At 38.8% G+C, this 12,219-nt stretch carries 12 protein-coding genes; 3 read left to right on the top strand and 9 right to left on the bottom strand.

Features of this window, described 5'->3' with window-relative positions; all coding sequences use genetic code 11:
- Nucleotides 1-36: 36 nt before the first annotated feature.
- The 3 genes from I6F45_RS14375 to I6F45_RS14365 all read left to right on the top strand — a co-directional run bounded on the left by I6F45_RS14375 (nucleotide 37) and on the right by I6F45_RS14365 (nucleotide 4,160).
- Nucleotides 37-1,362 (top strand): methyl-accepting chemotaxis protein, encoded by a 1,326-nt coding sequence (locus I6F45_RS14375; RefSeq protein WP_007585625.1) that lies wholly within the window; start codon nucleotides 37-39, stop codon nucleotides 1,360-1,362.
- A 610-nt stretch (nucleotides 1,363-1,972) separates the two neighbouring features.
- Nucleotides 1,973-3,043: a hypothetical protein gene (locus tag I6F45_RS14370; RefSeq protein ID WP_197160870.1), complete on the top strand. Its 1,071-nt coding sequence runs from the start codon at nucleotides 1,973-1,975 to the stop codon at nucleotides 3,041-3,043.
- A gap of 55 nt (nucleotides 3,044-3,098) precedes the next feature.
- Nucleotides 3,099-4,160, top strand: a complete 1,062-nt coding sequence (locus I6F45_RS14365; RefSeq protein WP_165728836.1) for a hypothetical protein — start codon at nucleotides 3,099-3,101, stop codon at nucleotides 4,158-4,160.
- 68 nt (nucleotides 4,161-4,228) lie between these two features.
- On the opposite strand, the gene ttcA is transcribed toward I6F45_RS14365, so the two are convergent.
- From ttcA to I6F45_RS14320, 9 genes are all read right to left on the bottom strand, one after another.
- Nucleotides 4,229-5,143: a tRNA 2-thiocytidine(32) synthetase TtcA gene (ttcA, locus tag I6F45_RS14360; protein WP_007585631.1), complete on the bottom strand. Its 915-nt coding sequence runs from the start codon at nucleotides 5,141-5,143 to the stop codon at nucleotides 4,229-4,231.
- Between the two features lie 170 nt (nucleotides 5,144-5,313).
- Nucleotides 5,314-6,240 carry a universal stress protein UspE gene (gene uspE / locus I6F45_RS14355; RefSeq protein ID WP_007585634.1) on the bottom strand — a complete coding sequence of 309 codons (927 nt, stop codon included), beginning with the start codon at nucleotides 6,238-6,240 and terminating at the stop codon, nucleotides 5,314-5,316.
- Nucleotides 6,241-6,343: 103 nt separating this feature from the next.
- Nucleotides 6,344-7,081: an FNR family transcription factor gene (locus I6F45_RS14350; protein WP_007585636.1), complete on the bottom strand. Its 738-nt coding sequence runs from the start codon at nucleotides 7,079-7,081 to the stop codon at nucleotides 6,344-6,346.
- A 67-nt stretch (nucleotides 7,082-7,148) separates the two neighbouring features.
- The gene (locus tag I6F45_RS14345; protein WP_007585638.1) at nucleotides 7,149-7,820 is read right to left on the bottom strand and encodes a sulfite exporter TauE/SafE family protein; all 672 of its coding nucleotides are present in this window, start codon (nucleotides 7,818-7,820) and stop codon (nucleotides 7,149-7,151) included.
- Complete coding sequence (ccoS, locus tag I6F45_RS14340) at nucleotides 7,813-7,980, bottom strand: cbb3-type cytochrome oxidase assembly protein CcoS (RefSeq protein ID WP_121954920.1); 168 nt, start codon at nucleotides 7,978-7,980, stop codon at nucleotides 7,813-7,815. The genes I6F45_RS14345 and ccoS overlap by 8 nt, the downstream gene beginning before the upstream one ends.
- On the bottom strand, nucleotides 7,977-10,352 hold the full coding sequence (locus I6F45_RS14335) for a heavy metal translocating P-type ATPase (protein ID WP_197160868.1): 2,376 nt from the start codon (nucleotides 10,350-10,352) through the stop codon (nucleotides 7,977-7,979). Before I6F45_RS14335 ends, ccoS begins: the two co-directional genes overlap by 4 nt.
- A gap of 8 nt (nucleotides 10,353-10,360) precedes the next feature.
- Nucleotides 10,361-10,852, bottom strand: a complete 492-nt coding sequence (locus I6F45_RS14330; protein ID WP_101216175.1) for a FixH family protein — start codon at nucleotides 10,850-10,852, stop codon at nucleotides 10,361-10,363.
- A gap of 149 nt (nucleotides 10,853-11,001) precedes the next feature.
- Nucleotides 11,002-12,036 carry a cytochrome-c oxidase, cbb3-type subunit III gene (gene ccoP, locus I6F45_RS14325; RefSeq protein ID WP_165722272.1) on the bottom strand — a complete coding sequence of 345 codons (1,035 nt, stop codon included), beginning with the start codon at nucleotides 12,034-12,036 and terminating at the stop codon, nucleotides 11,002-11,004.
- Nucleotides 12,033-12,218 (bottom strand): cbb3-type cytochrome oxidase subunit 3, encoded by a 186-nt coding sequence (locus tag I6F45_RS14320; RefSeq protein ID WP_010554061.1) that lies wholly within the window; start codon nucleotides 12,216-12,218, stop codon nucleotides 12,033-12,035. The genes ccoP and I6F45_RS14320 overlap by 4 nt, the downstream gene beginning before the upstream one ends.
- Between the last annotated feature and the right edge of the window lies 1 nt (nucleotide 12,219).

Below are 12,219 nucleotides of genomic sequence, written 5' to 3'. Positions count from 1 at the left end.
TTTCATTTCATATCGAATGTATTAGTAGGGATATTAATGTTTTTTTCTAAAAATAAACAAAACGAAATAGCTTCTCTAAAAGCTGAACTTTACCCATTACAACAAGTATGGGAAGGGCTTTACCGAGAGATGTTAGTACTAAACATTCTTTATGATGGCCGAATTTCGCACGCCAATGATAAGTTTTTAGAAAACCTAGGCTACAGTGAAGATGATCTAACTAATAATTCTTTTGACGATTTTATTACAGATTCGTCTCGTCAATCTTCAGAATTTAAAAGCCTACAGCAAGCTATTAAAAAAGAAGGGCATTGGGGCGGTGCATTGCAAGTTATGCGCAGCGATGGTAAAGCTGAATGGTTACGTTTAATAGTACATCCAGTAAAAGGGGAGCAAGATCAGTTGCTCTATTTTTCTATATTCGGAAGTGTACTTACAAAAACAATTACGGCTTCTCGCGAGCAAAGCGATACTATTAAAGCGATATATCGCTCTATGGCGGTAATTGAATTTGATTTAGAGGGCCATGTCTTAAAAGCAAATGATCAGTTTTTAGCTGCAATGGGTTATCAAGAAAGTGAAATACTAGGTAAACATCACCGTACGTTTTGTGAGGCTTCAGAGTATAACTCCCAAGAGTATCTGCAATTTTGGGCTAAATTAAGAGAAGGTAAGTTTATTGCTGAGCGTTTTAAGCGTGTAGATAAACATGGCAACATTGTTTGGCTAGAAGCGTCATATAACCCAATCTCAAATGACGCGAATGAGCTTTATAAAGTGATGAAGTTTGCAACTGTTATCACTGATCAAGTAAATCAAGAAATTGCGATATCACAAGCTGCCGAAATTGCTTATAGCACCTCAACCCAAACTGATAAAAAAGCAGAGCAAGGCGCGAGCGTTATACAAGATACAGTCGCAGTAATGACTGAGCTGGCTATTAACATGGAGCAAGCTGCAAATGAAATTTCAGCGCTTGATCAGCAGTCGCAACAAATATCGAGTATTGTACAAAGCATTAGTAGTATTGCTGAGCAAACAAATTTATTAGCATTAAATGCCGCAATTGAAGCGGCAAGAGCTGGCGAGCAGGGGCGAGGCTTTGCTGTGGTTGCAGATGAAGTGCGATTGCTTGCATCGCGTACCTCAAAAGCAACAGAAGAAATTGTAGAAGTTGTACAGCGCAACCAATCACAAACCCAAAATACGGTGGCTGTAATAGAAAAAGGTAAAGAGAAGGCAGAGCAAGGCTTGGCGTTATCTAAAGAATCTGGTGAAGTGATGCAAGAGATCCAACAAGGTGCACAAGAAGTTGTAAATGCGATTGGGCAATTTACCAGTGAACTTAAAGCTAACGGTTAGATTAGCTTCGTCCTTATTCTAAAGCGGGCACTTTCAATGGTATCCGCTTTAATCTTACTACCCTCAATATACCCCTTGAAACCCATCTAATAATTTCAAATATAACAACTATACCTCTATTAACTCATTAATCAGTATGAAATAAGTTTCTTCTCTTCCCTAAATGATAATAAGTTGTTGCATTTTTGTTCGTTGTTCCTAATACTAGAGTCTGTTGATCTTTCAAGGTTAAATTTGCAGCAGTCTGTTTGGTATTTAGGCAAGGCAGAGCCTAAGTAGTGTGGTTGTTCCCCATAAATAGGCGATAACGTAGCATTAATGCCAAACAGACGCTGCCCAAAGGGTACTTCCTAGAGGCTATTTACTCTTTGTTGCTCGGGTTTTACTTATTCTTACATGGATGTAAGCCAGTAGAGTAACGCAGGAGCAGTTACCGAGCCCACTAGGTAACAAATCTCGCGCCGTGATTAAATAGCCTCTAGTTTGAACAAATTTTAATCCGCAAAGAACAACAGACCCTAGTGAACACCTAAGCTGACAAGCTTATGTAAACCAACATGAATACCTTAAATGATAATGAAATATTAAGTACACAACATTAAGGAATTGTATGAACAACACAAAGCGCACACACAAATTAATTAAGCCAAGCCACCTAATTGGTGCGGGGTTAGCTATGTTAATGAGCTTTTCTGCAGCGAGTAAAGACTACAAAATTATATTAATTCATGGGTTACAAACTTCGCAAATAACAAATAAGTCGGGTAGTGATGTAATCAATGATGGTGAAACATATTGGCAATCGTACTGGAATAATCGTGCAGATGAGCGAATTGATTGGCCTGCTTATGAACGTATTGAAGGTAAAATTGCTACCGATTGGGTGTGGCCAAAGCTAAAGCAAATTTCACGCTCTAATTTATGCAGTGATGGCTGTGTATTTGTAACACATTCAACAGGAGACTTAGTTGCACGCCATATTATTGATAATCAAGAAAACTGGTTAGAAAACGAAGGCTTAGAGCCGCTTAATATTGTTGCTACGTTTGATTTAGCAGGCGCGGGTGGTGGAAGTAAGCTGGCTGACGTAGCTGTTAGTGCTTTAACTGGCGCATCATGGAACTTTGCGGTCGATGCTGCACTCAAATGGTGGCTAGGAAGTGATGTAACCGAAGCTGTTGGTGTATTACACGATTTAAAAGTAAACAATGCACGTAAAATTTCACCATTCCCAGATGCACGTACGCCACGTTTACGCTTTGTTGCCGATGGAAATGCATATTTGGGTTTAACGGGTGGTTTTTTAAAAGGCAATGATGATTCGGTTGTTGCATCGCACTCTTCATGTGGTGCCAGTTCGGCTGGCTCGTTTGGAAGTTGTAGCAGCAGTATTGATACAAATGGCCATTTAAAATCGCAAGGTGATGCAGTAAGTAGCTTTATGCCAAACCATTATCCAATGATGATGAGTGACAGTTATAGCCATAACGAAATACATAACGCGCAGCGAAAAGGTAATGTAACAATAGCCATGAATAACGTAAATGTGGAAGGTGACACTGTAGGTTTTAATACGTTTGATAAAACTACAGGTAGTTGGTTTTGGAAAAAACAATATCGTTATATTAAGGATTCAAATAATTTAAGCGCATCAGCACTTATTTATAATGTGATTCCATAACATACAAGGCGTGTAGTTAAAAACTATACGCCTTATAAAAGATTGAAATATAAAAATGAAAAAATTTTATGTCGTTGCTTTAATTATTAGCACTATTTTATTCTCGCTATGGTTTACAGGTAAAAATGATGCTCATAAAGTTGCTGAGCCAATAACACCTCAGGTTAAACACAGTGCGAGCGTAGCTGATTTATCGCCAGTAAAAGTGATCCCTATAGATGTACCTACAGCAAAAAAAACACAATCAAAAAAACAAATCGCGTTTAATGAAGACTTAACAAAAGCAGCGCAGCAAGTGGTTATGCAATATGAAAGTGCACTTAAATTTCCTCCTTATTCTCAGCCATTGAGTCCATTAGATGAAGATCGATTAAAGCCAAATCAATTCTACCCGGTATCGAGCCCTATTGATGAAAGTGGCGATGCTTTAACGTTAAGTCTTAAGCAATATCGTTTTGTATACCCAGAAGAAATAACAATAAAGATAAGCGCTCAAGGGCTTGGAAAAGTGGTCGTTGAGCTTGCAAATACAGATACAAAAGAAGTGTTAAATACCCATACAGGCAATGCGCGTGACGGTGAAGCAATTATAACATTTGAAGAGGATGAAGATTACCCTCGTAGCTTACAAGTGTTTGTAGAGGGTGATGTTGCCGGTAAAAAAGTTCCCGTAGTTGCACAAATTCAATATATGCCGCCTAGTGCAACTTTAACAGGTTTTGAAACTGCTTATGCACAAAACGAAAACATGATTTTGCCAGCTAACATAGCGGTAGTAAAAAGTGGTTTGTATCGTGTTAGGGCTAATTTATACAGTGGCGATACACCACTTGCTCATTTAGTATCTAAAGAGCGGTTAGCACAAGGAAGCCAAACACTTAATTTGAAAGCCCACTGGTCGGTATTACCACAAGGCATTACAGATATGCGCTTAAGCGACTTTGTTATTGAGAGAATGTCGCCAAGCCCAGGTGAGCGAAACAGCTTTGGGAATAGTGAAATAAGTCATTTTGATATTAACGATTTTTCGTACGATAGCTTGCAGCAATTACCATATCAGGCTAATGCACAAGAAAAGTTAAGTTTGGAATTTTTACAAGGCTTAGCTGAGAGTTAAAAATAGAACGCAATGCTGAATTGGTAAATTTAAGGGGGTTGTACATAAATACAACCCCCTTAAATTTGTTAGCTTAGATTTATAGTAACTACACTTGGCGCTTCTTGTTCATCAAGCTCATTAGCAACAGGCACTTTAGGAATATCTGGTTTATCAAGGGCTATATCGCCACCATCAATTACTTCACCTGTTTGTAAGTTTTTAAAATCAAACAAGTCGGCGTCAGCTAAATGTGAAGGCACTATGTTTTGCATTGCTGTAAAAATGCTTTCAATACGACCTGGGTGCTCCGCATCCCATTTAGCGAGCATTGTTTTTGTATGTTTACGCTGTAAGTTTTCTTGCGAGCCACATAGGTTACACGGAATGATAGGGTAACCTTGTACAAATGCGTATTGGCTTATGTCGCTTTCTTTACAGTATGCAAGTGGGCGAATAACCATATGCTCGCCGTTATCACTCATTAATTTAGCCGGCATACTTTTTAGCTTTCCGCCGTAAAACATATTTAAAAACAATGTTTCAATCATGTCGTCACGGTGATGCCCAAGGGCTATTTTAGTAGCGCCTAGCTCTTTTGCTGTGCGGTATAAAATACCACGACGTAAGCGTGAGCAAAGTGAACACGTTGTTTTACCTTCAGGGATAATATCGGTAACAATACTGTAAGTATCTTCTTCTACAATTTTGTATTCAACATTTAATTTATCAAGATACTGGGGTAAAACATGCTCAGGAAAATCAGGTTGTTTTTGATCAAGATTTACAACAACTAGGTCAAACTTTATAGGTGCTACACGTTTTAAATGTTGAAGCATTTCAAGCATTGTGTAGCTGTCTTTGCCGCCAGAAAGACATACCATTATACGGTCACCCTCTTCAATCATATTGAAGTCCATAACGGCTTGACCAGTTTGGCGACGTAAACGCTTTTGCAGCTTATTTAAGTTAAATTGAGCTTTAGCTTGATCTGAGTGTGACAATTACGCCCCCTAGTAAAACAATACAGCAAAGTTATTTGCTAAAAATAAAGGGGCGTATTATACCCAAACCACCTGAATATGCGAGTTTAGGATGTAATTAAAATTGATTTAAACATGCCTTATTAACACGTAAAAATAACTCGCTTATAACTTGCACATAAAGCTTAAAATTAATCCTTTGCCATAGGGCTCACGTAACCATCGGGTTTGAGTGCCAGTACATCACAGTCTAGGCTATCAATTACATGCTCTGCTGTATTACCTACAAGAGCGGCACTTAAGCCCGTGCGGCCTACAGTACCAATAACAACTAATTCGCTATTTAACCGCTTCGCTACATCAGGGATTACATCCTCTGGCAGGCCTTCTTCAATAAAACATTGCTCTGGGTTTAAATTAAACTCTGCAGCAAGTGCATTGGTTGATTCATGATGATGCTTTTTAACTGATTCGTTATAAAGTCCTGGGTTAAACTCAGGAATTTCGATGGCAATATTAATAGGAGTTGCAGGGTAGGCATTAACTAAATTAAGTTTTGCGTTGGCAAGTTCACATAAATATTGTGCGTCTTTAATAACGCGTTTATTAAGTGCTACATGTTCTTCGTTTTCACTAACCGCATTTACAGCAGCTAAAATATTACCGTTTGCTGGCCATGCCATTTCTTTTACAAATAATACCGGGGCTGGGCATTTGCGTACTAAGTGCCAATCGGTCGGGGTAAAAATAACTGATTTAAGTGCACCATGTTGATGTGTGCCTTTAATTACTAAATCGTACTTTTCATCAATGACAGTATCGATTATGGCTTCGTAAGGACGATTATGCCAAACCACTTGGGTTTCAATATTTATATCTTTGTAAGGGGACACTAAATCGTTTAGCCATAGCTGGCGATCTTTTAGTACGGCATCGCGCATTGCTTCGCGTTCATCGCCAGATAGCATAGTTGTCATTTCGTAAGAGAAGTCGTAAACCGTCATAAAGGCGGTAATACTTGCGCCAGATTTTTTAGCTAAATCTATTGAACGTGCTAAACCGTGTTGATCATCTTTGGTGGGGTCAATAACCGCAATAATGCGTTTAATAGTGTTCATATGCTACTCCATTTACCTAACGGGTGTACATTTAGTGTAACGTAAATATAAAACAGTTAAAGGGGTAGCATATAAATTGTTGTTCTAAATCAAACTATTTAATTTAGCGAGGCTTAACTATCGCCGCTGTTTTAGCCAAGGCATCATTATCTAAAATTGTAATAAATTTACCCTCTACTTTAATTAAGTCAGCTTTTTGAAAACGACTCAATAAACGACTAATGGTTTCTACTGTTAGGCCTAAGTAATTGCCTATTTCACCGCGAGTCATCGTAAATCTAAATTCCTTACGCGAAAAACCACGCTCACCAAAACGCTCCGACAAGTTATAAATAAAACTAGCTAAGCGTTCCTCTGCTGATTTTTTATTGAGTAATAACAGCATTTCTTGATCGTAAGTAATCTCGCTACTCATTAAACGCATTATTTGTTGGCGAAGTTTTGGTAATTTTCCTGATAGTTCATCAAGAGTATCGAATGGGATTTCGCACACCATTGACGTTTCAAGTGCTTGCGAAAAACTGGGATGAGTCATTTTACTTATTGCGTCAAAACCAACTAGGTCGCCCGCTAAATGAAAGCCGGTAATTTGCTCATCACCTCGCTCCGATAACGTGTACGATTTAAATGAACCAGAACGAACCGCATAAATAGCCTGTAAAGGTGCACCTGATTCAAATAGATAGTCGCCTTTATGGAGTGGTTTTTTTCGCTCAATAATTTCGTCAAGCTTGTCCATTTCTTGGCCATTGAGTGAAAATGGCAAACACAATTGACTAATACTGCAGTTATTACAGCTAATAGCACAATTACCTTTAGCGCGACTTTGAGAGAAATCCATAATTTAATCCGTTTAAATTTTTATACACGACTGCAAAATAACCTTAAAGGTTAATAATGCGAATAGATTAATGTACCAGTTTGTCAGTTGCAATAATCAATAAGTAGATACCATACCAAATTATAACACTGCCTAATACAATTCGGGTCCATGGATGGTTAATAATAGTATTTAGTTTTTGCGCGGTAATGCCTAATGTGATCATCGCGGGAAAAGTACCCAAAGCAAAGCAAAGCATAACTAAGGCACCGTCAAGGGCACTTGGGCTGGTCATCGCCCATGTAAGCGCTGAGTATACAAGCCCACAAGGCAGCCATCCCCACAAAGCACCATAACCTAGGGCTTTAAAAGGAGAGTTAATAGGCATTAAATATTTATTTAGTTTAACAATGTGTTGCCACACCAAGGTTTTACCAATTTTCTCTAACCATTGCAAAGTAGGGCCCAAGCGCATTATATACACGCCAACGAGGAGCATAAAAATAGCTGCAATGAACGAAAGTACTAAAGAGAAGGAGGTGTTTTGCCTTGCAAATTGGCTGCTAATACCAGCAACAAGTGCGCCAGCAGCCATATAGCTTAGTGCACGTCCAATATTATAAGCAAATGAATAGGTAAATGTTTTACGTTTGTCACTTGCTAGTTGTAATGAGCTTGCAATACCGCCACACATAGCAATGCAATGACCGCTACCTATTAGCCCCATTAAAAAAGCGCTGGTATAAAGAGGGTCAATCATTACTTTTTTTATGTTGCTCTTTGTCATCTTCAAACAAAATACTATGACCTTGCTTGTTTAAATCCGAAAACTGCTCGCTTTTCACTGCCCAAAAGAAAACACCAATAGCAATAATGACGAATAAAATGGCGATAGGGATCAAAATGTAAATTATGCTCATAACTTTAATAGCCTTAGTGAATTACTAATCACAATAATTGAGCTGGCAGACATGCCAATAACAGCCATCCAAGGAGCAACTAAGCCCAACGCTGCCAGTGGTAATATTGAAGCATTATACAATAAAGACAGCGCAAGATTTTGCTTAATAATACGTCTGGTTTGTTTTGCTACATTAAGTAAGTGACCAATGGAGGCTAAATCGCTATTAAGAAGCACTACATCGGCGCTATTTTTTGATATGTCTGCACCGGTTTCCATAGCAATAGATAAGTGCGCACTAGCAAATACCGGGCTGTCGTTTACACCATCACCTACCATTGCAACGACTTCATTTTGTGAAGACCATTGCTCAACGGCGGTTTGTTTATCTTGTGGAGAACATCCAAATTGCACACTTTCAAGTTTAAGTTGCTTTGATACTTTTTGCCCAGCATCTGACGCGTCACCGGTTAACATGTGACACGTTAAGTTTTGCGATTGAAGTGAGTCTATAAGCTTTTTAGCATCGCTTTTTACTTTATCAACAAAGTAAAAGCGTGCAACAACTTGCTTATTTATATACAAGCTCGCTTGTGCATTCGATTTTTTGCTATTAAACCAACCACTTTTACCAATTGCGTAATGATTAGTTGCATCTTGTGCGCTAATTCCCAGCCCTGGGTGTACTTCAACGTTATTAAGACTGCGGTGAGCTGGCGTAAACTCATCAAATGCACTGGCGATAGGGTGCTCAGAATAACGCTCTAGCATGGCTGCCATATCTAGCACTTGAGCTTTTGTATACTGTTTATCGATTATATCTACTTCATCAAGGCTAAATTTACCTTGCGTAAGTGTGCCTGTTTTATCAAATGCAAATAAAGTAATTTGTGAGAGCGTTTCGAGCACATGCGCTTGTTTTATTAATACGCCTTTGCGGGTAAGCGTTGCCACTGCACATGTGAGCGCGGTAGGTATGGCTAAACTCAGGGCACACGGGCAGGTAGCAACTAAAACCGAAATAGTGATCCAAAATGCATGTTCTGGGTCAATTTGATACCAGCCAATAGCTGTAAGTGAAGCAAATATAAGCAGGCACGCTATAAACCATTGCGCAACTTTATCTGTAATTTCAACCAGTTTAGGGCGCTTGGTTAAAGCGTTATGTTGCAGGCGTATAATTTGGTTTAAAAGCGTATTTTGACCAATTTTATTAATTTTTATTTCAATAACGCCGTCGTGGTTAACGCAACCAGCATAGACATTGTGACCAATAAATTTAGTGACAGGTTGGTGCTCCCCCGTCATCATTGACTCATCAACCGTGGTTTTGCCTTTAATAAGTTCGCCATCGGCAGGAATCGTTTCACCCGCTTTAATAAGTACTACGTCATTAAGTTTTAGTTTTTTAGCCGCAATTATAAGCTCTTCGCCACTTTCGTTAATGGTACGCGCTGTTAATGGCAGTAGTTTTTGTAAGTTGGCAGTAAATTCGCTCGCTTTTAAACGCGCTCTAAATTCAAGATATTTACCTAATAACAGTAAAAAGGTAAACATACACACAGATTCAAAATAGACCTCGCCCACTTGCATAAATGTGGCGTAACAACTTGCACCGAATGCGCCAAAAATAGCCAGTGATACGGGTAAATCCATATTGAGATGTTTTGCTTTTAAGCCATTTATAGCATTGGTCAGAAAGGGCAGTGCGCTGTATAAAACAACGGGAGATGCAAGTATTAAACTTATCCATCTAAAATACTGTTCAAAATTGCTATCCATACCCGAGAACATGCCAAAGTACATGGCAAATGCAAACATCATAACTTGCATGGTCATTAAACCAGCAACACCTAAGCGGCGAATATAGGCTTTGGCAGTTTGTTGTTTTTGCTGAGCTTCAACATCTGATTGAAACGGGTATGCTTTGTAGCCAATTTTAGCTAGGGAAGTAATAACTTCACTCAATGGAGTGTTGGTTTTATCCCATAGGATCATCGCGCGGTTGGTGGATGTATTTACATCAACCCGTTTTACAGTATTTAAGTTTAAAAGTTGTTTTTCGATAAGCCATGCACAAGCAGCGCAGGTTATACCTTCAACGCTCAGTAATACCTCTGAGATATTATCGTTAGTAGCTATAAATTCGTCTTGAATATCTTCGTTGTCATAACTTTTTATAAATGCGAGTTGCTCAGGTACTAGCTGTTCTACTTTACCGGCACGTACGGTGCGGTATTTATAATAATCGGTCATACCTTGATCAACAATATTTTGCGCAACAGCTTGGCAGCCAATGCAACACATTGGCTGAGCTTTATCGTCAATTATAACGTTTGCGTTAAATCCGTTTGGCACACTTTCAAGGCAATGAAAGCAAGAGTTAGACATAGTTATTACTACTTATAATTAGGAGTAACTAAAACGGTTTGTTCAGTTGGTAACGTTATATTTTCTTTCATTTTCCAACTGCCATCTATTGGCTCAATAAATACTGAGTAGGCGCCTTGTGTATACTCATTAAGTAATGCAGTAAATTCCTGATTGGCATTAGGAGTAAGTGTTGCTTCAAAGTCATGCGCTTTAATGGTGCGATGATAAAACGAGAGCTTTAATACATGCACGTTACTGCTGTCGCCTTTTGTAAACTTAAAGCTTACACGGTCGTTGGTTACATTTAATTCGCCATGTAAATAAAGTGCTTTTGCTTTTTCAAACTTAGTCAGTTCTAAGTTTATTGCTTTACCTTTTTTGTAGTAGTCGTCAACAACCATATCTGGACCGTTACCTATTGCCGTAATAAATAAGCTAATACAGCCAATAATGGCAACTAACGGAAAAAAGATTAAAAACCAAGGCCAAAAATTTTTATACCACGGAGTAGGTTGCATAGTGTCTCTAAAATTAGTTTAGGAAGCGTTATTTTATAGGAATTATACGTAAAAGACTAAAAAAAAGCCTCACAGTGGAGGCTTTTTTGATCTGGATTAATCTATTGAATTAAATAAATTAATTTATAAACATTTTATTAACCGCGTGCTTATTTATCTTGCGATAAACTGTAAACATAGGCAGTTAATAAGTGAATCTTATCTTCACCTAAAATGTCTTTCCATGCAGGCATTACACCGGCACGGCCGTGGTTAAGCGTTTCTTCAACAGCACGTTGAGAACCACCATATAACCAAATGTTATCAGTCAGGTTAGGCGCGCCAAACGGTAGGTTATGTGCAACCGACCCTTTACCGTCAGCACCATGACATGCGGCACACATTGCAAACTTAGCGGCACCTGCGTCTGCGTCTTTTTGGTTAACAGTACGACCAGAAAGGCTCAGCACATGTGCTGTCATTTCTTTAACGCCTTGTTCGCCAAGAGCAGGACCCCAAGCTGGCATTGCTGCAATACGACCATAAAGAAGTGTTTCTTTAATTTTGTCAGGTGTTCCGCCATATAACCAATCTTTATCAGTTAGGTTAGGGAAGCCAGTACCACCACGTGCATCAGAGCCATGACATTGCGCACAGTTTTGTGAGAATAAACGCTGACCAATTTCAATGGCTACTTGGCCATCTGTTTGCTCATGTTTATTATCATTATCAAGTGCTACTTGCTGCGCTGCATCACCTTCAAATTTAGAATTAACTAAATCTAAAACGGGTACTTGTGCAAGTTTATTAAAAATAGGACCAAAGCGCTCTTCTGCAGCTTCGTACTCTTTATCAAGTTTTACAAAGCGACCATCCGCTTTTGCCTCGGCAACTGCTTTTTTAGATTCAGCTAAAGACGTAATACCTTGATTAGAACTAGTCCATTTACCAAAACCTTCCCAGTTACCTAAACCTGGGAAAGCTGCAAGGTAATATACCGACCAAGCAAAAGTTGCGAAAAACATGTAAGTCCACCATTTTGGTAGTGGATTATTTAGCTCTTCAATGCCGTCAAATTCATGTCCACAGCTTTCACCTTCTTCTACGCCTGCATAGTTTTTTAAGTTCCAAACTAATAAGCCAAAGATGATGCATAAGCATGCAAGGGTTAATACAATAACCCAAATACTCCAAAAGCTAGTCATTTTTCAGACTCCTTTTCCTCGTTAGAGAGCGTGTTGTCATGTTTTTTTTCATCTTCAAAAATGGCATTAGCAGCGCTGTCAAAACGAGTTTTGCTTCGCTTGCTATATGCCCATGCAACAATCACAATAAACAATACTAAAATTACCAGAGTTAAAATACCTCTGTATGTTCCGTAATCCATA

Origin of the sequence: Pseudoalteromonas sp. SWYJZ19, assembly GCF_015864375.1 — a bacterium.
Classification (GTDB): domain Bacteria; phylum Pseudomonadota; class Gammaproteobacteria; order Enterobacterales; family Alteromonadaceae; genus Pseudoalteromonas; species Pseudoalteromonas arctica.
The sequence above is the reverse complement of the archived record's forward strand: the minus strand, read 5'-3'. Positions and strand labels throughout refer to the sequence as shown.

What these genes read in the sequence shown, in the direction of transcription:
- I6F45_RS14335 (WP_197160868.1), bottom strand. Translation starts at nt 10,352, where the DNA reads ATGTCTAACTCTTGCTTTCATTGCCTTGAAAGTGTGCCAAACGGATTT.
- I6F45_RS14375 (WP_007585625.1), top strand. Translation starts at nt 37, where the DNA reads ATGTTTTTTTCTAAAAATAAACAAAACGAAATAGCTTCTCTAAAAGCT.
- I6F45_RS14330 (WP_101216175.1), bottom strand. Translation starts at nt 10,852, where the DNA reads ATGCAACCTACTCCGTGGTATAAAAATTTTTGGCCTTGGTTTTTAATC.
- ccoS (WP_121954920.1), bottom strand. Translation starts at nt 7,980, where the DNA reads ATGAGCATAATTTACATTTTGATCCCTATCGCCATTTTATTCGTCATT.
- I6F45_RS14320 (WP_010554061.1), bottom strand. Translation starts at nt 12,218, where the DNA reads ATGGATTACGGAACATACAGAGGTATTTTAACTCTGGTAATTTTAGTA.
- I6F45_RS14370 (WP_197160870.1), top strand. Translation starts at nt 1,973, where the DNA reads ATGAACAACACAAAGCGCACACACAAATTAATTAAGCCAAGCCACCTA.
- uspE (WP_007585634.1), bottom strand. Translation starts at nt 6,240, where the DNA reads ATGAACACTATTAAACGCATTATTGCGGTTATTGACCCCACCAAAGAT.
- I6F45_RS14345 (WP_007585638.1), bottom strand. Translation starts at nt 7,820, where the DNA reads ATGATTGACCCTCTTTATACCAGCGCTTTTTTAATGGGGCTAATAGGT.
- I6F45_RS14365 (WP_165728836.1), top strand. Translation starts at nt 3,099, where the DNA reads ATGAAAAAATTTTATGTCGTTGCTTTAATTATTAGCACTATTTTATTC.
- ccoP (WP_165722272.1), bottom strand. Translation starts at nt 12,036, where the DNA reads ATGACTAGCTTTTGGAGTATTTGGGTTATTGTATTAACCCTTGCATGC.
- I6F45_RS14350 (WP_007585636.1), bottom strand. Translation starts at nt 7,081, where the DNA reads ATGGATTTCTCTCAAAGTCGCGCTAAAGGTAATTGTGCTATTAGCTGT.